23 protein-coding genes and 1 pseudogene are annotated in these 18,936 nt (G+C 56.0%); 13 read left to right on the top strand and 11 right to left on the bottom strand.

Annotated elements, in window-relative coordinates:
• Nucleotides 1-327: 327 nt before the first annotated feature.
• Complete coding sequence (locus AC221Y_RS08290) at nucleotides 328-678, bottom strand: PIN domain-containing protein (RefSeq protein WP_299755420.1); 351 nt, start codon at nucleotides 676-678, stop codon at nucleotides 328-330.
• Nucleotides 675-920, bottom strand: coding sequence for a FitA-like ribbon-helix-helix domain-containing protein (locus tag AC221Y_RS08285; protein ID WP_299755418.1), 246 nt, complete (start codon nucleotides 918-920; stop codon nucleotides 675-677). Before AC221Y_RS08285 ends, AC221Y_RS08290 begins: the two co-directional genes overlap by 4 nt.
• Nucleotides 921-955: 35 nt before the next feature.
• Here AC221Y_RS08285 and AC221Y_RS08280 point away from each other — a divergent pair, with 35 nt between their 5' ends.
• The 3 genes from AC221Y_RS08280 to AC221Y_RS08270 all read left to right on the top strand — a co-directional run bounded on the left by AC221Y_RS08280 (nucleotide 956) and on the right by AC221Y_RS08270 (nucleotide 2,733).
• On the top strand, nucleotides 956-1,258 hold the full coding sequence (locus AC221Y_RS08280; protein WP_299755415.1) for a hypothetical protein: 303 nt from the start codon (nucleotides 956-958) through the stop codon (nucleotides 1,256-1,258).
• A gap of 378 nt (nucleotides 1,259-1,636) precedes the next feature.
• Nucleotides 1,637-2,554: an MBL fold metallo-hydrolase gene (locus tag AC221Y_RS08275; RefSeq protein ID WP_299755413.1), complete on the top strand. Its 918-nt coding sequence runs from the start codon at nucleotides 1,637-1,639 to the stop codon at nucleotides 2,552-2,554.
• A gap of 86 nt (nucleotides 2,555-2,640) precedes the next feature.
• Nucleotides 2,641-2,733, top strand: a complete 93-nt coding sequence (locus tag AC221Y_RS08270) for a DUF2188 domain-containing protein (RefSeq protein WP_299755412.1) — start codon at nucleotides 2,641-2,643, stop codon at nucleotides 2,731-2,733.
• A 146-nt stretch (nucleotides 2,734-2,879) separates the two neighbouring features.
• Here AC221Y_RS08270 and AC221Y_RS08265 read toward each other — a convergent pair whose 3' ends face one another.
• The gene (locus AC221Y_RS08265) at nucleotides 2,880-4,214 is read right to left on the bottom strand and encodes a sialidase family protein (RefSeq protein WP_299755410.1); all 1,335 of its coding nucleotides are present in this window, start codon (nucleotides 4,212-4,214) and stop codon (nucleotides 2,880-2,882) included.
• Nucleotides 4,215-4,271: 57 nt separating this feature from the next.
• On the opposite strand from AC221Y_RS08265, the gene AC221Y_RS08260 reads away from it, so the two are divergent.
• Entirely contained in the window at nucleotides 4,272-4,925 is a 654-nt protein-coding gene (locus AC221Y_RS08260; protein WP_299755408.1) for a hypothetical protein, read from the top strand.
• A gap of 285 nt (nucleotides 4,926-5,210) precedes the next feature.
• On the opposite strand, the gene AC221Y_RS08255 is transcribed toward AC221Y_RS08260, so the two are convergent.
• Nucleotides 5,211-5,423, bottom strand: coding sequence for a hypothetical protein (locus tag AC221Y_RS08255; protein WP_299755405.1), 213 nt, complete (start codon nucleotides 5,421-5,423; stop codon nucleotides 5,211-5,213).
• Between the two features lie 482 nt (nucleotides 5,424-5,905).
• Between AC221Y_RS08255 and AC221Y_RS08250 the strand changes: the two genes are divergently transcribed.
• Nucleotides 5,906-6,040, top strand: a complete 135-nt coding sequence (locus AC221Y_RS08250) for a hypothetical protein (RefSeq protein WP_299755402.1) — start codon at nucleotides 5,906-5,908, stop codon at nucleotides 6,038-6,040.
• A gap of 49 nt (nucleotides 6,041-6,089) precedes the next feature.
• On the opposite strand, the gene AC221Y_RS08245 is transcribed toward AC221Y_RS08250, so the two are convergent.
• Entirely contained in the window at nucleotides 6,090-6,512 is a 423-nt protein-coding gene (locus tag AC221Y_RS08245) for a GlcG/HbpS family heme-binding protein (RefSeq protein WP_299755399.1), read from the bottom strand.
• A gap of 463 nt (nucleotides 6,513-6,975) precedes the next feature.
• On the opposite strand from AC221Y_RS08245, the gene AC221Y_RS08240 reads away from it, so the two are divergent.
• Both AC221Y_RS08240 and AC221Y_RS08235 read left to right on the top strand, forming a co-directional pair.
• Nucleotides 6,976-7,401 (top strand): DUF4143 domain-containing protein, encoded by a 426-nt coding sequence (locus AC221Y_RS08240; protein ID WP_299755396.1) that lies wholly within the window; start codon nucleotides 6,976-6,978, stop codon nucleotides 7,399-7,401.
• A 19-nt stretch (nucleotides 7,402-7,420) separates the two neighbouring features.
• Nucleotides 7,421-7,534, top strand: a complete 114-nt coding sequence (locus tag AC221Y_RS08235) for a hypothetical protein (RefSeq protein ID WP_366141737.1) — start codon at nucleotides 7,421-7,423, stop codon at nucleotides 7,532-7,534.
• A gap of 461 nt (nucleotides 7,535-7,995) precedes the next feature.
• Here AC221Y_RS08235 and rhmD read toward each other — a convergent pair whose 3' ends face one another.
• The 6 genes from rhmD to AC221Y_RS08205 are packed head-to-tail and all read right to left on the bottom strand — an operon-like array spanning nucleotide 7,996 to nucleotide 12,377.
• Complete coding sequence (gene rhmD / locus AC221Y_RS08230) at nucleotides 7,996-9,183, bottom strand: L-rhamnonate dehydratase (RefSeq protein ID WP_299755394.1); 1,188 nt, start codon at nucleotides 9,181-9,183, stop codon at nucleotides 7,996-7,998.
• Nucleotides 9,180-9,497, bottom strand: coding sequence for an L-rhamnose mutarotase (gene rhaM, locus AC221Y_RS08225; protein WP_299755392.1), 318 nt, complete (start codon nucleotides 9,495-9,497; stop codon nucleotides 9,180-9,182). Before rhaM ends, rhmD begins: the two co-directional genes overlap by 4 nt.
• A 4-nt stretch (nucleotides 9,498-9,501) precedes the next feature.
• Complete coding sequence (locus tag AC221Y_RS08220) at nucleotides 9,502-10,305, bottom strand: FadR/GntR family transcriptional regulator (protein ID WP_299755390.1); 804 nt, start codon at nucleotides 10,303-10,305, stop codon at nucleotides 9,502-9,504.
• Nucleotides 10,306-10,321: 16 nt separating this feature from the next.
• Nucleotides 10,322-11,197 carry an amidohydrolase family protein gene (locus AC221Y_RS08215; protein ID WP_299755387.1) on the bottom strand — a complete coding sequence of 292 codons (876 nt, stop codon included), beginning with the start codon at nucleotides 11,195-11,197 and terminating at the stop codon, nucleotides 10,322-10,324.
• Nucleotides 11,198-11,202: 5 nt separating this feature from the next.
• Nucleotides 11,203-12,042 carry an enolase C-terminal domain-like protein gene (locus AC221Y_RS08210; protein WP_299755385.1) on the bottom strand — a complete coding sequence of 280 codons (840 nt, stop codon included), beginning with the start codon at nucleotides 12,040-12,042 and terminating at the stop codon, nucleotides 11,203-11,205.
• Complete coding sequence (locus tag AC221Y_RS08205) at nucleotides 12,039-12,377, bottom strand: hypothetical protein (protein ID WP_299755382.1); 339 nt, start codon at nucleotides 12,375-12,377, stop codon at nucleotides 12,039-12,041. Before AC221Y_RS08205 ends, AC221Y_RS08210 begins: the two co-directional genes overlap by 4 nt.
• Before the next feature lie 199 nt (nucleotides 12,378-12,576).
• On the opposite strand from AC221Y_RS08205, the gene AC221Y_RS08200 reads away from it, so the two are divergent.
• From AC221Y_RS08200 to AC221Y_RS08175, 6 genes and pseudogenes are all read left to right on the top strand, one after another.
• Complete coding sequence (locus AC221Y_RS08200; RefSeq protein WP_299755380.1) at nucleotides 12,577-13,626, top strand: aldo/keto reductase; 1,050 nt, start codon at nucleotides 12,577-12,579, stop codon at nucleotides 13,624-13,626.
• Nucleotides 13,626-15,134 (top strand): sugar ABC transporter ATP-binding protein, encoded by a 1,509-nt coding sequence (locus tag AC221Y_RS08195; RefSeq protein WP_299755378.1) that lies wholly within the window; start codon nucleotides 13,626-13,628, stop codon nucleotides 15,132-15,134. Before AC221Y_RS08200 ends, AC221Y_RS08195 begins: the two co-directional genes overlap by 1 nt.
• On the top strand, nucleotides 15,131-16,117 hold the full coding sequence (locus AC221Y_RS08190) for an ABC transporter permease (protein WP_299755375.1): 987 nt from the start codon (nucleotides 15,131-15,133) through the stop codon (nucleotides 16,115-16,117). Before AC221Y_RS08195 ends, AC221Y_RS08190 begins: the two co-directional genes overlap by 4 nt.
• Nucleotides 16,114-17,103, top strand: a complete 990-nt coding sequence (locus AC221Y_RS08185) for an ABC transporter permease (protein ID WP_299755373.1) — start codon at nucleotides 16,114-16,116, stop codon at nucleotides 17,101-17,103. The genes AC221Y_RS08190 and AC221Y_RS08185 overlap by 4 nt, the downstream gene beginning before the upstream one ends.
• 53 nt (nucleotides 17,104-17,156) lie before the next feature.
• Nucleotides 17,157-18,152 carry a substrate-binding domain-containing protein gene (locus AC221Y_RS08180; RefSeq protein ID WP_486707150.1) on the top strand — a complete coding sequence of 332 codons (996 nt, stop codon included), beginning with the start codon at nucleotides 17,157-17,159 and terminating at the stop codon, nucleotides 18,150-18,152.
• A gap of 138 nt (nucleotides 18,153-18,290) precedes the next feature.
• Nucleotides 18,291-18,936, top strand: a pseudogene (locus AC221Y_RS08175) (IS5 family transposase); the annotation flags it as partial.

The raw sequence follows: 18,936 nt of genomic DNA, 5'->3' as shown, positions 1-18,936 counted from the left end.
TCCCGGAGCCCGTTATTGACTGGGCTGGCATCCTCACCTCCTCCCGAGGGTGCCAGCCTATTTTTCTTGTGATTTTATATTCTGTTCGGGTCTGAAGGAGCGAGCTCGATCTACCGCATATGCGATCATCGAACTCAGACTTAACATCCGGCCGGAAACCATTAAAAGCAGACCATCGCTGCGCTGATCGTCTTTGAGACGACGTGGACAAGTGCCCCGTGTTTTAACGCTGCGTGCGGACAAAGCGGACCTCAGCTATTTTGAGTTGCCGCCTGAAACACTGCCCCCAGCAACACAAAGAACTCGAACCGGTCTGTCGGCCGGGGCCTAGCGCGGTTCGCCGCGCCCGGGCCTAGGGGCCGCATCGGCAAATCCTATGACCTCACGGTCATTTCTCTTGGCCTTAGCAGCATGGGTAGCAAAGTGGCTTGTGCTGGAAAGATCGAAGGCAGAGATGCGGCCCGCGAACAATTCATCGATATAGGCGGCGACTAGCCTTTCGAAGGCCGTGCGCTCCTTGCCGGGATCAAGCAGCGCCGCTCCGTAGCGCAATTCCGCCACGACTATCGTTGTCAGCCACAAGGACGCGAGGACTTGGCGGTCGAACCATGTTTCGACATTTGGGTTCACGTTTTGCTTCTGGATTTCCAAGACGACATTCGTGTCCAGGATGATCATTCGAAGTTGGCTCCGTCGATACCTGAACGGTCGCGGGGAAACTCGATGCCCTCCATATCGACCTCCAGTTCGCGGGCGAGGGCGCGCAGACCTTTCCCAACGGGGGGCTGGTCGGCCGGAAACAGGCCTTCGGTCAGAATCTGACGGGCCTTGGCCTCGGCGCTTACGCCCTCTTGTTTGGCCTTTGCTTTAAGGGCGCGGTGAACCTCGTCGGGAATTTGGCGGACGGTGATCTGGGCCATGATGTGCCTCTTTACCTGTTACCCAAGTGATAGCATTGTCTGGAAATATTATCACAACGCGGGTCATTCATTTCTTGCGTGCCACAAACCTCTCTTCGGTGAGGGCGTCAATCTGGTGTTGCGGCCCGATCTCGCAATACAACGCCACGTCGCTGGCCGACGGGCCGGACCGCATAAGCCTGCTGATTGGCGCAATTCTGCGCAAGCGAATGACCATGCGCGGTTTTATCGTGTTTGACGATTTCGGCAATCTCCACCGGGAGTTTGCCAGGCAGATGGACGGTTGGATTCGCCACGGAAAGATCCAGTATCGCGAAGAAATGATGCCAGACCTCTAAGCTTATAGAATGCCGCGAGACCGATGAATGGATGCTTGCGGGCAACTGCAATGGGCAATCAGGCTGTAGGGCGAACGGCGTGAATGAGACGTGCAGTCTGCTTGGGTACAAACCTGTGATAAAAAACACTAATCTTCAAGGCACCCGTTGATGATTCAAATCAAGGCACGGGGCTTCAGTCCATGCTCAGATTTGCATGAATTGGACGCCACATGAAACTGCCGGTTCGTTCTACGCTTTTCAATACTTGTCACAGGCCTCCTCGCTAACTCGATCACCCATTGGTTCACAGGAAAGGAACATTCGCATGAGTATCAAAATCCTTGGTTCGGGCTGTCAGAAATATGTGGCGCTCGATGATCATGGAAAGACGCTATAATGCGATTTCATCCGCTCATCCGCGCCGCTTTTATCTGCCTGATTCCGGGTCAAGTGCTGGCTGCGGCTCTGGAAGTTCAGCGTGTGACAGGTGGCGTTTGGGCGATCGTTGGTGAGATGGATCAACGCAGCCCAGAGAATTTGGCCAATAATGCCACCTTCGGGCTTGTCGAAACGGAACAAGGCGCCGTCCTGATCGACCCAGGTGGATCGTGGCAAGGCGCCGAGGCTCTGGCGGACGTCATACGCGGCGTCACCACGCAGCCCGTCGTCTATGTGATCGATACTGGCGGGCAGGATCACCGTTGGCTTGGCAACAGTTACTGGCAGGCGCAGGGTGCCACTGTTATTGCTTCGGACGCCGCCGTTAAGGATCAACGCGCGCGCGCTTCGCTGCAATTGTCTGGGCTGGCCAGCCTTCTGGGCGATGCGCTCGAGGGGACCGAGGCCAGCTATGCGGATATTACCTTCGAGGAGCGTCACGCCTTCAGCCTTGGCGGCGTCACCTTCGAATTGATCCACGCCGGCGCCGCACATACGCCCGGCGATATTTTCGTTTGGCTGCCCGACCAAGAGACCGTCTTCACCGGCGACATTGTCTATGTTGAACGCGTCCTCGGCGTGGGTGATCAGAGCTCAATCGGCGAATGGCCCGCGGTGTTCGAGGCGATTGCGGGACTGAACCCGTCTCATGTGGTGCCAGGCCATGGACATGCCACGACTTTGGATCACGCCCGTGCCGACACCTACGACTACCTGACAAACCTGCGCGAGAAAATCGGGACGCTGATTGACGAGGGAGGCAGCATTATGGATGCCCCGACAGTAGACCAGTCTGCTTTTGACTACCTAGAACAGTTTGAAAGCCTCGCCGGTCGCAACGCTCAGGCCGCCTTCCAGCAGATGGAATGGGAGTGATTGGGGCTTGTGGCTCAGTCTCTGCATAGACGCCGCGTCGGCCTTGCGCGTGTAAGACAGGTAGGCGCGGCACGCGAAACCGCCATATGACGGGCAGCGAAATGCTGGTTCATGGTGAGGACGGCCGCATACGCGAGCGCAATACCTTTGGCAAAGACCCGCATCCGCGGAAGGGTTGAGGCGAAGAAAGATCACAGACTTTGGGTAGTGGCTGCCTTTGAAATCGACCGTCCTTTTGGGCGTCCTGCTAGGCGCATTTTTTGCGCAGCCTATGACCGGAGTTCTGTGGATGGGAAAACAGACGACAAAGTTTGCGACAGAACCGTTATAGTTCTCCCAAAACCATCCGTATTGTCACATCTCGTTCAAAATCTGCGTTCGGGTCACCCAAGGGTTGGGTCCAGGCGATATAGATGCCAGCACTCCCCTGGGCCATACGCGGGAAGTTGATCGACCCTGGCGCTTCGTTGAGCGAGATCATCTGTGGTTCCTCGCAGATGCGGCCGGGCCAAACCCGGCACACGAAAAGCCCCTCGCCCCTGTCCATCCGTTCGACCCACGATACGATTGCAGACCCGTCCACCAGTTGCAGTGCGTCAACCCGTCCGACGCCTTCCCCCCGATCTACGCGGGTCGGAGGACTGAAGGTCTCACCGACATCGTCCGAGAACGCGACGTTTACCGACGGTATGTCATTGGCCGCAGTAAACCACGCCAGAACCGTGCGTCCTCCTCGTGCGTCGATTGCCGGACCGTTTATCGGGCAGCCCGAAATCTCCCACCCGTCTTGATGGACCGTAGCGGGATGGGACCAGACATCATCGACGAGGCGCACCAGTGATATGTCCCTAATCTCAGTCTCGGTACGGTCTCGATAGGCGACCAGCACCGTACCATCATCCGCTACAGTTGCAGACGTTTGGCAGCAGGTGCAGGTACGAATGTCTAGCGTCTGGTCTTCGGAAATTTTTCCATCCGGGCCAAAAGTCGTGGCGCGAAGTTGCATCGCGTTTTCAATTGCGTCTTCTCGCGCCCCTTGCGCATTGGTATCGTAGGCACGCCCGTCCAGCCACACCACGGTCAGGCGACCATCCGGCATTGGCTGTAGCGAGGCGAAGCCATGCTGCGCTTCGCTTCTGTCGCGATGGGGTACCAAAGACTGGCCCCAAGTCTCGCCTCCATCCTCCGACAGCGCGATATTCACATCGTACGCATAGGCGCTGTCTCCTGAATTCATCAGCCAATGAACAGCAAGCTTTCCGTCACTAAATGCAGCAATGGATGGGAAATCAGCCCAGTTCACGAAGAGTTCGGGGGAGTCGATGACGGTGCCCGCACGTGTCCATCCGCCAGGACCGCCAATCGCTGTCTTGATGGCGAAGCCGGACCCGTGGACATCGGTCCAGCTCATCGCGATCTGACCGTTTTCCAGCGCAGTCAGCGAAGGCTCCCGTGCGCCGGGTCCTGCCGGAGGCTCCATATCAATGATCTTCGAGAAAACCTGTGCGTTAACCTGCATCGGAAGGACGCAGGAAAGAAGGAGACTAAGAAACGCTAGGGATACGGCTGACCTTGGCATACTTAGAAAGATGCACGTCAGACCAAGAGTTGTCCATTGGAGTGTCGCGCGAGCTTGCCCGACGATGACGTTCTCAACCATGTTCAGTCTGGCCCATCCACGCGAAACAGCGCGTCGAGCGCCCGGAAGGCAGTATTGATGCGGATGCACCGGTTCTTTTCTCTGGAAATGCCATTTGTGCGCTTTGTGCGGAACGTAGCGCTGATGAGCGTTGCGAGTCTGGTTCCGGTGCTTGTTCTTTATGTGGCCTTAAGCCCTGGCTTTGGCGCGATGCTGCTGAACGGAGGGCCCGCTCTCTCACGATTCCTGAGACAGGTGATCACCAACGGGCTCCCCGTCGTCTTCGTGGTGAACTACATTTCCCTCTTCCTCTTCGGATGGATGAATACCTGGCCGACCGGGAAACGAGATGCGGCCTTCGTGGTGTTGATCGACGTCTCGGCAAGGCTCGCGGCATTCGTCTTGCTGCACGTGCTGATCTACGTCCTCTCGGCGGACTGGTTCGGCTCGTTTGGCGGTAGCCGAATGACAGCGCTGAGCGTGGTCGCTCCTACCCTTGCGAGGTCGGCCCTGTTCGACAACATTTCAGGCGTGTATCTCTACGCGACGCTTGTAAGCGCGCTTCCTCTGTACGTTGCTGTGATCGAACGGTCTGTCTGGTTCGGCGGCCTTGCCCGGAGTTTTCCGGGGCGGTCCGGATCGTTCCTGCTCGCCTTCGCCCTCTTCGCTGTCTTCGTTCTCCTGCTGACCGGTGTCGCAAGTGCCATCGTCTATCTTATGTCGCTCATATGAGGTGGCGTGGGGTTAGCCCGGAGTTTCGGGAAAGGCGGCTTCACTCCCGAAAGCGCTCGCTGCGGGCGGACTGTGCCAACCTGTTGCATGGCATGAAAGATGGCCAGCAAAGGGCCCTGTTAGAGAAACCCCGTTTGAGGCCGGCAGGGCAGTTTCGTATCGTCGGGTATGAGCAATTCCAAACCTCTTCCAGCCGAACCATGCGCTTTTCGGGAAATTACTAAGCGGTGGGCTTAACCCTTCCAGCTGAGGTGGCTGGGCAGGAAGGTTATGTTGCGCGATACATTAGTTTGCCACCAGACCGTCAAGCCAGTACGCACTCACACCCTCTGGCCCCGACCAGTCTTTCCCTGGTTCAGGAATTGCGACGGCATCCGGCTTGTTCGCCAATTCTAACGCTTCGCCCATGCTACCAGCATAGGCATAGCCTTGGTGGCCTTCTGCATCGTCAGGTGCGTAGCGACCTATGATTTTCCAAACATACTTCATGCTAGCCATTATGGTTCGGAACCCCGAATAAAAGACACTCAAAGGTTGATGCTTCACACGTTCTTAAGTTTTCGAAACTAACACACGTCAGTGTGCCCTGAGGGCGTTGTCGCGTTAACACGACGATCGGTCTAACAGCGGGTATTTGTCGATGAATGAACAAGATCTTGTATGCTGGGCTTGTCTGTCGGGGGTCAGTGGCGGGTTGAGGGATCGTGTCCAGCGTTTAAACAAAAGCAAGAAAGACGGGGGAGTCAGACCTGCTGAGCGAAACAAACCCCTTTAAGGTTAAAGTTTTTCCGCGATCTGGGAATTGAAAGGGGAGTAAGCACCGAGGCCGTGTATTCGCCTGAAGCGCTTGGAAAAGGGGCCGCCCTTTGCGGACGACCCCCAGCACTCAAATCACTCGTTACTACAAGCATCAGTGTTGCCCACAGAGGCGGCGCTTTTGCGACGCTCGCGGACAAAAATTAAGGTATCTTTGTGGAGCCTTGAAAGCACAGGATCCCGAGCGTCAAACCTGCGAGATGAACATCGCGACAAAAGCCCTGAAGGGTATGACCGAGCGAACGACAAACACGTCTTCTGAAGAGATCGAGAAAGAAGAAATCTCGCGCGCGGCTTGATCCATGCAACACGCCTCACCGCCAACCCGGCGGATCATTCAAATCCCAGTCAATTCCGTTTGAGAAACGCATCAATGCCTGCTTGCGCGACTGCCATGTCCTGATCGGGCGTGCCCGAACTGATGCCTATGCCGCCAACAACTGCGCCGTCCACAATGACAGGAAGGCCGCCACCGACGATCATCAACCGACCGTTAATGGCGGACGAAATGCCAAACGTTGGGGCGCCAGGTTGGCTGGCCGCGCCATATTCGTGGGTCGCTTTTTTCGCAGCGGCAGCGGTAAACGCTTTGTCGATGGCGATCGTCGTCGAGGTGACTTTGCCACCGTCCATTCTGCAAAAAGCGATCAGCTGACCTGCCTCATCGGTGATCGCGATGCACATAGGCACTCCGATGATGCCTGCATGGGCGACAGCGCCCGTGATCAGGACATTGGCGTCTGCGATATCAAGACGTGTAACGGTAATCATGTGTCTTTCCTTTTCTGCGGCACGCCCGCACCAAATGTTTGCATAATTGCGCTGTCGTCGCCCATTATCTGTACGGCGGCATTGTCAGATTAAGCTGATCTGGAACGGTTATTTTATGGAATTTCGGCTGCCTTCATGTCGCGCTGATTGATGATAATCAAGGAGATAATGAAATTATGCCCGAGCTGAAAGGCTCTGAGCAGCGGCAGTGCGGCTAGGTCCGTTTAATCCGACACTGCCCAATACCCGCATATTCGGGACTTTATGGCGGGAAGCGAACGTTCGCTGCGATATGTGCCAGCGTCTGCTGCGCCCGCCGGACAAATCTGACTTTGATCGAGTGCCCACTATAAGATTGCGTTAAAATGGTTTTGAATTGCCCGATGGGATCACGCTTGAATGAAATAATGATCTCTTGGGACTAGGATGCTCAATAGCCTAGAAACGACAGCTGGGTTGCTATTTGACCTTGTCCCATTTGTTCACCGGATATGGAACGCACTCCGAGTGCTTGGGATACGTGCTCGGCTACGATATGATCGAAATCGTTCTGGCGGGCGGCTATGCGGAGGCGATCATCCGCGAAAAATGGGGCCGAAAGCAGGATTGGTATCATCGATATGTTGATGCAATTGTCCAACGCGACGTTCGCGACGCCGCACAGATCGAACAGCTTGCCATCATGCTAAAGCTTCTAAATACCCTTGCCGAACATTCCGGCCAGCTCGTCAACTATTCGGGCATCGGCGGAGCGGTGGGTCTCAACCACGTCACTACCAAGAAGTATCTCGGTGTCTTTGAGAGACTGTTCATCGTTCACACACTCCAGCCATGGTTCACGAACAAGCTCAAACGGCTGACAAAGTCGGCCCAAGCTCCATTTTCTTGATTCCGGGCTCCTTCCTGCGCTGAGAGGCATCTCTCCGGATGTCGTTTGGAAGGACAAGACGTCCTTCCGGGCGGTTCTGGAGATATTCGCCCTCAGCGAACTGCAAAAGATAGCAACGTGGAGTGAGAACTGATGTTCTTTCTCCCACTTCCGAGACAAGGACAAGAACGAGGTCGACATCGTGATAGAGAATAGGCGAGGAGAAGTTGTTGGGATCGGGGTGAAGTCTTCGGCGACGGTCTCATCATCAAATTTTTCAGGTATGCGGAAGCTTGCTGACGCATGTGGAGATAAATTCATTCAGGGACTAGGTCTCTATGACCATGGTCAGGTCGATCCCTTTGCTGAACTGGCCTGAGTACAACAAGGCGCGGAAGCAGCGTGGATCTTTGACCATCTGGTTTGATCCGTAGGTGTCTTGGAAGGCTGAGCCGACGCGAAAGCGGGGCCGGTAATTCACTGAATGGTTCGAAATTTTGGCTGCATGATCTCGGGCAACGTCGGTATAATTGCTTCTTCTGAGTTAGCGTGACAAAGCCCGCGTCACTGTCCTAGTAGAGACTTGGTGCGCATTCGTCTGGCAACTCCATGGTGCTATTGTGGAAGAGGCTTTAGGACGCTGCGGTCCGCTACGGTCATTCCAAAGCCCGGTGCAGACGACAACTTCAAGCGACCATTTACGGGTACATCTTCGCCTTCGAATAGATCGCCGAAGACTGGAAGAATTGATCGGCCATCGGCACTTGTCGCGACGTATTCGCAAAGTGGTGTACCGGTCTGGCTGGCGATGAATTGGTAGGAATAGGGGCCGCTGCCGTGCGGGATCACCGGGATTTCCAGCGTTGAAGCATGGGCGGCGATCCGTAAAAGCTCGGTCAAGCCGCCAACCCACATAACGTCCGGTTGAAGGACGTCGATGAGACGCTCTTCGATCAGCGGGCGGAAGCCATAACGGGTGTATTCGTGTTCACCGGTTGTCCATTTTAGAGTTGGATGAGCTCTGCGAATGTGACGATAGCCATCGACATCTTCAGGCGAGAGGACCTCTTCCCACCAGTATATGTCGAGTTCTTTACAGGCCTCGGCTAATTCTATTGCGTAAGGCACTGTCAATGACATGTAGCAGTCGACCATAAGGGGAAAGCCGGGGCCGACCTCTTCGCGGTGCGCGCGCAGGAAGGCTACGTTTTTCTCCAGGCCTTCGTCTCGGTCTGCAGGGCCGTGCGGCAAGGGGACTTTTGCGCCCCAGAAACCTAGGTCCTTAACCGCGGCCGCTTGTGGGCCCGTGCAATAGAAAGAGATCTCGTCGCGGGTTAAGCCACCGATCAAATTGTAGACCGGCTCACTGCGGATTTTCCCCAAGAGATCCCAGAGCGCGAGATCGACCGCGCTGATGGCCATGACAGTGATACCCTTGCGACCGTATGGCAGCGATGCGCGATACATCTGGTCCCAGATCAAATTAACATTCCGCGCATCCTGATCGACGAGGAACCGGCTGAAGTGATTGGCGATGAGCCACGCCGCAGGCACACCGCCCGTACCGGTCGCCACGCCGACGGTGCCGTCTTCGGTCTCTATTTCGACAAGGATGGAGCCCAGGACACCAATCCCCCAGGACGTTCGTTTTTCGCGGTACGCCGGATATGACGACATCGGGTTCGAGATCAGGCTGTCGACCAGCCAATGCTCCCCCGCGCCCTGATTGAAGTAGTCGCCGCCTTTGCTGGATTTGGAAACGGTCCAGACACGTATGTCCTTGATGCGGAATGCGCGGCTCATGGGAGCAGGAAAACCCGCTTGAGCGGCACCTGTGTTGGCACGTTGTTAGCGTCTGTTTCCATAACGTCTGCCATATGCGCCCACCACCGCTTCATAATCTCGGTGTCGGGCAATGCGTCGAGGGTGTGGTCGTCGGTGCGGGTCAGGATGCCGAACAGGTGGTCGGACTGCGGATCGTGCCAGATCGAGTAGTCGGACACGCCGGCGTTCTTGAGGGCCTCAGAGAGTTCGGGAAAAATCTCGTCGTGGCGTTTTTCGTACTCGATGGCCTGTCCGGGATGGAGGGTCATGCGAAAGGCGATGCGCTCGGCCATAGGTCTACTCCGATAGTTCGTGAATCGCGCGAATGGTCGTTTCGAGCACATGGTCGAGGTGCTCGCGGTAGGCTTTAACTGCTTCGCCAGTGTCTCTGGCAGCGATGGCTTCGGCCACGCGGCAGTGCTGGTCGGTTGAAATTTCAATGACGCCCGGCGTTGCGCTGGCAATGCGGCGGGCATCGATGGCGACGTTGTAGAGCCCATCAGAGATCGTCGCCAGAATGGTGTTGTTCGCGCCGGCGTTAATAGCCTGATGGTACTCGACATCCAGCAATCGAAAGCCAATCGGATCATGGTAAAATGTGAGACCGTCGTTTCCGAGGCTCAGGATGCGTGCACATTGCTCATCGCTTGCGCGCTCGGTGCAAAACCGGACAAGTTCTAATTCGACAACCGCGCGCGCTTCAAACTGGACTTGGAGGTCATGGTCCGCAACCGAGAGAAGCACGTTGAACGGCGTGACGAGGCGGGTCGGCGACAGGTCGGTGACCATGTAACGGCCCCCTTGCTTGCTTTCGAGAATGCCAATTAAGGTCAGAGCCTTAAGAGCTTCGCGCAAGGGTGGTCGGCTAATCCCGAAGGCGAGGCACATCTGTTGTTCGGTCGGCAAGCGGTCCTCGGCTTTGAGGTTTCCGGACTTAATCATTGCGAGAATGCGGCTTGAGACCTGTTCGGATATCGAGGGACGCGAAAGAGTACCGCCGGCGAAATCAAGGCCCGGTTCGGCCGCCTTCTGTGCCCTCACGATCGCGGCGAAGGCGTCGTCTCCGCCCTTCAGGTTCTTAGTGTCAGCAAGGTCAGCCACAAGGGGGTCCAGTCAGTTAAAGTCCAAGTCGATAGAAGTCATTTGCATTGTCCCGATAGAATTTGCGCAGGTTTGTTTCTGATGCGCCTGCGAGCGCCTTGTCGAGGGTCTCGACCCACCTGGTAAGGCTGGTGGCCTGCAGGCAAATGGGCCAGTCCCCAGCATAGATGGTTCTATCAAAACCAAAGGTCTCGATTGTCGCGTCGATATAGGGTCTCAGGTCGTCCTCCGTCCAGTTTTCCGGGTCTGCATAGGGCGGAAGATCTGACAGCTTGATCCACACGTTCGGATGCTGAGCAAGGTCGCCGATATCGGCTCGATATTGGTCGATCGCGCCTTCCTTGATGCCTGGCTTCCCGCAGTGATCGAGGATCATTCGGACATCCGGGATGTGCTGGACGAATTCGCGGATAATATCCATCTGGGTGAAGTTTACGTTGATCTCGAAATGCCAGCCAAATTTGTGTAGAAGATTTACGCCATCAATGAAGTCAGGCGACAGAGTGAGCGCGCGTGGATCAGCGTCGAATTCCATAATGCGGCGGATGCCTTTTACGGTCGGGTGATTTGCCTGCATCTCTTCCAGCATCGGCTCGACCCGACCGCCCCATTCCAGGGGCGCCATTGGCACGATGCCCTTTATGCGTGGATCTCGCTTGGCGCTGTCCTCGACGAATTTGATTTCGTCGATGTACTGGCCGCCAGTTTCGGTAAAGTCAGCAAAGCATTCGAGGAAGACCATCGCCTCGATCTCAAGGGCACCGCTGTCCCTCTGGTAGTCCTCGATCTGATACGTCTTGCCAAAAAGAGGATGACCTTCGAAGGCCGAGTAGGTTAATCGATCCATATCCCAGATGTGCAGATGAGTGTCGATGATCGGAAAATCAGGCATGGCTCCTAGCTCGTCAGTTTGAAGGTCGTGGGATCGGGGGTTTTTAGGGTCAGCCCGAAACCAGGGGCCTCGTCGGAAAGGTTGATGAAGCCGTCATCTGCTACCGGTTCGCCGTCAAAGATATACCAAAATAACTCGTTGCCGACTTCGACGGGCACTTGTGGGAAGAATTCAGATATCGGAGCGGCGTAGGACGACATGGTGATGTGATAGTTGTGCATCTGACCGGCGTGCGGGATCACGGCGACGTCGTTTGCTTCGCAAAGTGCGGTGATCTCTTTGGCCGCCGTGATGCCACCCACCCGATTTACGTCGAATTGCGCAATGTCAAACGAGTCGAGCTCAAGCGCCTGACGGAACCCATGCAAAGAGTATTCGTGTTCGCCACCCGAAATCGCGACTTTGTTCATCGCCCGCAGACTGGCATAATCCGCGAGGTCGTCAGAGATCACAGGCTCTTCAACCCAGCGCATATTAAGCGGCTCAAGGAGCCGGATCATGCGCTTGGCGTATTCGACGTTCCAGCCCATGTAGGCGTCACCCATTATGTCGACATCCGGACCGACGGCCTCGCGAACGGTTTCGACCAGAGAGATATTCTTGTTAATCCCTTCAAGCCCGTCCTTTGGCCCCCACCCGAACCTTAGTTTGACTGCCCTAAATCCCTGGTCAGCATAGTTTTTTGCTTCATCGTAGAGCGTACTGAGCGGCTGACTATAGAGGCGGCTTGCGTAGACTGGAATTTTCGACTTCGTGCGCCCACCAAGCAGATTGAACACCGGCTGCGACAGGATTTTTCCTTTGGCGTCCCACAGTGCAAGATCAATCGCTGAGATCGCTGTCATGCCGATGCCCTTTCGGCCGAACGGCAAGGTGCGTCGATACATCGATTCCCAGAGATATTGGTGTCCATCGGGTTCGCGCCGATCAGGAGCGGCCTTAGGTAGGTGTCTATGGTGGTTTTGCAGGCATGGGGCGCAAGGGCGGCATTGCCGATCCCGATTGTTCCATCGTCGCATTCGATTTCGACAATAAGCCAGCCCAGAAAGCGAAACCCAGCTGTCGAGCCAGAGACATCCGAGACAAGGTCTCCGGCTGTCGTACAAAAGTGTGGAGGCATCGGGGCGACTGGTCCGATCCACTCCCAAATTGTCGTTTTGACGTCGACAATGCGCACCATCGTAAAAGGGTCCTTTTCGGCGGCGGGCACCCCTTTCCAAACACGCGGCGAACCGAAGAATGAGAATTTGGAGTGCTGAATCTGCGTGCAAGAATCTTGGTCTGGTGTGGCCCTTGGAATAATACTTGTCACACAAATTTTTGTCTGACAAGTATACAGAGAGAGGAAAATTAACTTGGTACGGGGGAGGTACGGTACCTTGGACAGCCTTTTTCACAGTCGCCGAAAAGTAGCTGATACGTCGCTGCATCTTCCGGCTTTCGGGATGGGCACGGCGCATCTTGGAGAGCTTTACGGTACCGTGGAGGAAAGCGTTTCACAGGCTACTTTGGCTGCTGGATGGGATGGCGGGGTCCGGTATTACGACACCGCCCCTTGGTACGGTCGCGGACTGTCCGAGCATCGGCTTGGAGGCTTTCTGCGCACGAAGCCACGAGATGAATTCCTAATTACAACCAAGGTTGGTCGTACTCTTTACCGTCCGGCCGACCCGCGGGCGTTTGATCGTGGCCCTTGGGTTGGTGGCCTCAGATTTGAGGTGAAATTCGACTATTCCTACGACGGGATCATGCGGTCATACGAGCAGGCCCTGCAACGCCTCGCGCTTGATACTGTCGACGCGCTGGTCATCCACGATCTTGATAGCGGCTTCCACGATGAAGAGGCACTTGCCGCCCACACGAAGGACCTGTCCGAAACAGGAATGAAAGCGTTGGGCGAGCTGAAATCGTCTGGTGATATTGCGGCGTTCGGTATGGGTATCAACATGAAAGAACAGCTTGCCGATCTGGCACAGCGGGTGGACCTCGATTTCGCGCTGGTCGCGATGCCTTATACCCTGATTGATCAAGATAGCCTGCATACCGGAATGCAGGCCTGTATCGAGCGCAATGTCAGCGTTATCATCGGTGCGCCCTTTGCGTCGGGTATTCTTGCGACGGGCTCGGCGGGCGCGGCGCACTATAACTATGGGATAGCCGACGCAGGTGTGGTCGAAAAGGTCCGCCGTATCGAAGCGGTCTGTGCATCGCACGGCGTGTCTTTGCAAGCGGCAGCGCTGCAGTTCCCGCTCTCGCATCCGGCGGCCGTTGCGATCATCCCGGGGGCTGCAAAGCCCGAGGAATTGAAGGCCAATATTGCGTCGGTGGACGCCGAAATCCCGGCGGCATTCTGGGATGACCTGAAGTCGGAAGACTTGATTGTTGCCGACGCCCCAGTTCCCTTTGACGCAGAAGGGGTGGGCGGGTGATGAGCGATGTTCCGATGCTGATAGAAGCGCGCGGAATTTCCAAACAGTTCGGCGGCGTCGAGGTTCTGAGCGACGTTGATCTTGATCTGCATGCCGGCGAGATCCATGCGCTTTTGGGTGAGAACGGAGCTGGAAAGTCGACATTCGCAAAGATCCTTGCGGGTGTTCATCGCCCGACGAGTGGAACGCTTCGCCTAAATGGTGAATCCGTCCGGATCTCGAGCCCAATGGCAGCGCAGAAGCTTGGGATTGCCCTTATCCACCAAGAACCCGTGTCCTTCCCAGACCTTTCCGTCGCCGAGAATATCGTTATGGGCCGTCACGGAACGGGACTTCTTGCGCGAGTTCCCTGGGCCAAGATCATCGCAGATGCACGCCGGTATATGGAGATGCTTGGCGTCTTGATTGACGTCACGCGCCCGATGCGCGGGCTGTCGATCGCAAATCAGCAAATGGTGGAAATTGCGCGGGCTTTGGCATCGGACAGCCGTTTGATCATCATGGACGAGCCGACCGCGCCGCTGACCCCGCGCGAGGTTGACACTCTTTTCACCATTGCACGGCAGTTGCGGGAAGAGGGTCGTACGATCATTTTCATATCGCATCGCTTGGAAGAGGTGCGCATGCTGTGCGATCGGCTGACGATCTTTCGCGACGGTGCGCACATTGCAACGCGGACGATCGACAGTATCCCGGATGACGAAATCATTCGACTTATGATCGGCCGGACCCTCACGAAATACATGCGCAAGCACACGGCCGAAATCGGAGACATGGCGCTAGAGGTATCAAATCTTACATGCGCTGGTGCGTTCGAAGATATCAGCTTCTCGCTGCGCAAAGGTGAGATCATCGGCCTTGGGGGGCTTGTGGGCGCTGGTCGAACGGATGTGGCACGCGCGCTTTTCGGTGTCGCGCCGGCCACTTCGGGTCAGATACGCGTTGGCGGGAAAGTGGCCCGGATTGAAAAGCCGACGGATGCCATCGAGCTTGGGCTTGCATTTGTGCCAGAGGATCGGGCGGGCGACGGCATTTTCGGCACACTTCCAGTCGAGCACAATCTGACCGCGGCAATTCCGGAGAAAATTGCGCCAAGGGGTGTGATCCGCCGAAGTCTTGAGCGCAAGATTTCGCGCAAATCAGTGGATGATCTTTCGATCCGATTGGCTTCGCTTGGCCAACCCATCGTCGAGCTTTCGGGCGGTAATCAGCAGAAAGTCATTCTGGCCCGCTGGCTGTTGACTGAACCGGAAATACTGATCCTTGATGAACCGACGCGCGGCATTGATATTGGCGTGAAGGCCGAGTTCTACGACATGATCGGTGATCTGGCAGAGGCGGGTCGCGCGATCCTGCTGATTTCGTCCGAGTTGCCCGAGCTTTTGTCACTTTGTGACCGCATCTTGGTCATGTCGGAAGGGCGGCTGATGGCTGAGATCCCGCGCGAAAAGGCCACGCAGGAGAATGTCATGCAGGCCGCCGTGCCACGTTCGGGAGTGGCTGCATGAACGTCTTGCGTTCCGTATTTCTTCGGCGAGAAGCTGGTATCTTTGTGATGATCATTTTATTTTGCGCGACCGTTGGGCTTTACAAGCCGCAGTTCCTTACGGGTCAAAGTCTGCGGATCGTGTTGCTTTTGACGCCGCTTATCATGATCGGAGCCATGGCGCAGATGCTTATCCTGGTGGCGCGGCATGTGGATTTATCGATTGGTTCCACACTTGGGTTTTCCGCTATGGTTGCCGGGTTAATGTACCGGGACTTCCCAGATGTCTGGTGGATAATTGGCTTTCCTGTTGCGATCCTAACGGGTGCTGTCTTAGGGCTTGTGAATGGATTGCTGGTGACGATCTTCAAGTTGCCGTCGATTATCGTCACGCTTGGCACGCTGAGCCTTTATCGCGGGCTGACATTCATCATTTCGGACGCGCGCCAGATAAACCGTGCCAATATTCCGACAGAGCTTAAGGCAATGTCACGGACATCGCCGATATTCGATATCCCATGGATTATCCTGATCGCCTTCGCTGTGGCCCTGATGACGTATGTCGTTGCGCGGCATACCCAGCTTGGTCGACAGATATACGCCCTTGGTTCCAACCCTGATGCTGCACCATTGCGGGGGATCGACGTCACAAAGGTGACGCTGATTGTCTTCACGCTGTCGGGCGCGCTGTGTGGCCTTGCTGGTATCCTTTACGCAAGCCGCTGGGGGTTCGTGAACCCCTCGAATACGGGCGCGGGATTTGAATTTCAGGTAATTGCGGCGGTGGTCATCGGAGGCGTGTCGATCAATGGAGGCGTTGGCACAGTTTTGGGAACAGTGCTTGGCGTATTGCTTTTGGGCTGTGTGGCCGCGGCGCTGCCGCTTCTTGGCATCCCGGGGTCGACCCAGAACGCCATTTATGGTGCTGTTATCCTGATCGCATTGCTCATCGACCGTTCGGTCCGCCAGCGTGGCGTTGTTAGTCTGTCGCGAGGTGTGGCATGACTGATACCACAGTCGCAAAATCCCGAGAGCTCGCACCCGCGCGGCCGACTTGGCACTTGATCCTTGTGCGGCCCGAAACGATGACTTTCCTATTACTTATTGCGGGCTTGGTTGGGGCAAGCACCTTGTCGCCTTTCTTTCTGGACGCAAACTACATTCTACGTAGCTTCACCTTGACTGCCGAAATGTCGATCGTCGCGCTTGTTTTGACGATGGTGGTGATCTCGGGCGAGATCGATTTATCGCCCGCGGCCAACATGGCTTTGTCGGCCTGCATTTTCGCCTGGGCGCAGGACGCGGGTGTTCCGCTGCCGTTGGCGGTCGCGGTGGGCCTTTTGGCGGGGCTGGCTATGGGCGCAATCAACGCCTTCATGTCGATCCGTATGCAGCTACCGTCGATCATCGTGACGATCGGAACACTGATCTTCTTTCGCGGGATTGCACAGGTGATTGCTGGGGACCGTTCCATCCGCGTGCCCGAGAGTTTCATCGGTATCAACACAGTGATGGTTTTTGGTATTCCGCTACCGGTTGTCATCTTTATGGTGGTCGCGCTGATCCTTGGGTTGGTGCTGGGCACGACCGTGATTGGTCGACAAATATACCAGATCGGCACAAATCAGGCGGCAGCGCTTCATGCGGGAATCAACGCCAAACGGATCAAGGTTGGTCTGTTCCTTGTGCTTGGCGTCGTGAGTGCTGCAGCTGGCATGATGGCGGCCTCGCGTCTTGGGTCAGTGCGCTATGATCTTGTTTTGGGGGGCGAGCTGCAGATGGTTCTTATGGCCATGCTTGGTGGCACCTATATCTTTGGCGGGCGTGGCACGATCCTTGGGACGTTTCTTGCAGCCTGGCTTTTGGTGATTGTCTCGACCGGCATGACCGTCGCCAATCTGCTCCCCGCTATTCAATTGACGGTGCTCGGCATCTTGCTGATCGTCGCTATTATCGCCACAAATTTTATTTACGCCCGAACGCAACGCTGAAGGGCGCACCATAGGGGGAAGCCCCGTTTCGATGACTTTAACAGGAGGAAAAAATGTTTAAGAAAACTCTCACCACGGCAACGGCCGCACTTGCCGTCATGGCAAGTGGTGCATTCGCTGAAGATATCGACATCGTCTTTGTTGGGAAAAACACCGGCAATCCGTATTTCGACTCTTTGACGCAGGGATTTGTTGAAGCCTGCGAGGAAATCGCATGTAACTTCGAATTCGTGGCCCCTGCGACGGCTGAGGCCACTTCGCAGATTCCTTTCCTTGAGGCGCAAATACAGCGCGGCGTGGATGTGATTGCGATTTCCCCGAACTCACCTGATGCGCTGAACCAAGTGTTCCAGTCGGCGCGTGATAAAGGCATTCTGGTGCTGACAGTTAACGGCGACATCACTGGGAATGAGCAGTACCGCGATGCCACCATCCTGCCGACAGATTTCACTAAGGTTGGCGCCGACCAGATCGAGATGGTTGGTTCTCTGATCGGTTATGAGGGCGAGATTGCTATTCTTTCAGCTACGACCGAGGCACCCGACCAGAACTTTTGGATTGATGGCATGAACGAGACGATCGCCAACGATGCAAAATATGCAAATATGACTCTTGTGGCGACTGTCTACGGCGACGACCAGCCAGAGAAGTCGACCACTGAAATGGAAGCGCTTCTGGCAAACTATCCGAACCTGAAAGGCGTAATCGCGCCAACAACGGTCGGGATCGCGGCTGCCGCACAAGTGGTGCAAAGCCGTGGTATTGCCGATCAAGTCAAGGTCACGGGTCTAGGACTTCCGTCTGAGATGCGCGAATTTGTCAAAGACGGCACAGTTGAGGGCTTCCAGCTTTGGTCGCCTTACAACGAAGGTTGGCTTGCTGCCTACTTTGCAGTCGGTCTGAAGGACGGCACGATGACCAACATGGTCGGCGGAACGTTCGAGGTGCCAAACCTTGGCACGATCACCATCAACGAAGGTAACTCGATCAATACGCAAGCGGCGCTGACAACATTCAATGCCGGCAATATTGATGACTTCGATTTCTGAAGTCTGAAACATCGGCGGGCGCTGCTCAGGCGCCCGCTTTCCATCTGGGATGTGGATCACACACTTCTGGATGGCTTTGTGCAGGGATCGTTCTCAGCCTGATACTGAGGTTACTCCTTCCCATTCAGGATGCTGAGCATGCCGCACAAATTCAATGCTAACCGCCGAGGCAAAATTCCGAAGCAAAAGTATCGTGTGTCCAACTGGGCGAGTTACAACGAAAGCCTTCGGCGTCGCGGGGATTTGACGGTCTGGGTCAGCGAAGAGGCGCTTGGTTTGTGGCGGGCACCGCGCCGGGCGACGCGGGGTGGTCAGCGGACATATTCAGACCTGGCGATCAAGATCTGCCTGACCCTGAGCGCTGTCTTCAAGCAACCGTTGCGCCAGACACAAGGCTTCATGGGTAGTGTCGCGACCTTGCTTGGTGTCGAGATCGCGGTGCCAGATTTCTCCACGCTCTCGCGCCGGGGCAAGGGACTGACTTTGCCTGCGACGCATAAAACCGACCGATCCGATCCGGTCCATTTGGTGGTGGATAGTACCGGCCTGAAGGTCTTCGGCGAGGGCGCCCGCTCGGCAGCATGCTGTGCATGCGCCTGCCGGGTAAGAAATGGCTTGAGCAAAAGCATAATACAAAGCGCAAACGGCGCTCTTGGCGCAAGCTCCACCTCGGTCTTGATCTTGTCAGCGGCGAGATTGTATGCGCGGACCTAACCAAGGATGACGTCGGCGATCCGACGGCGCTGCCAGGTCTGTTGGATCAAGTCGACGGCCCGGTCGATCT

This window comes from Boseongicola sp. (assembly GCF_057460485.1).
Note: the sequence above shows the minus strand (reverse complement) of the source record. Positions and strands in the feature narration are given on the sequence as shown.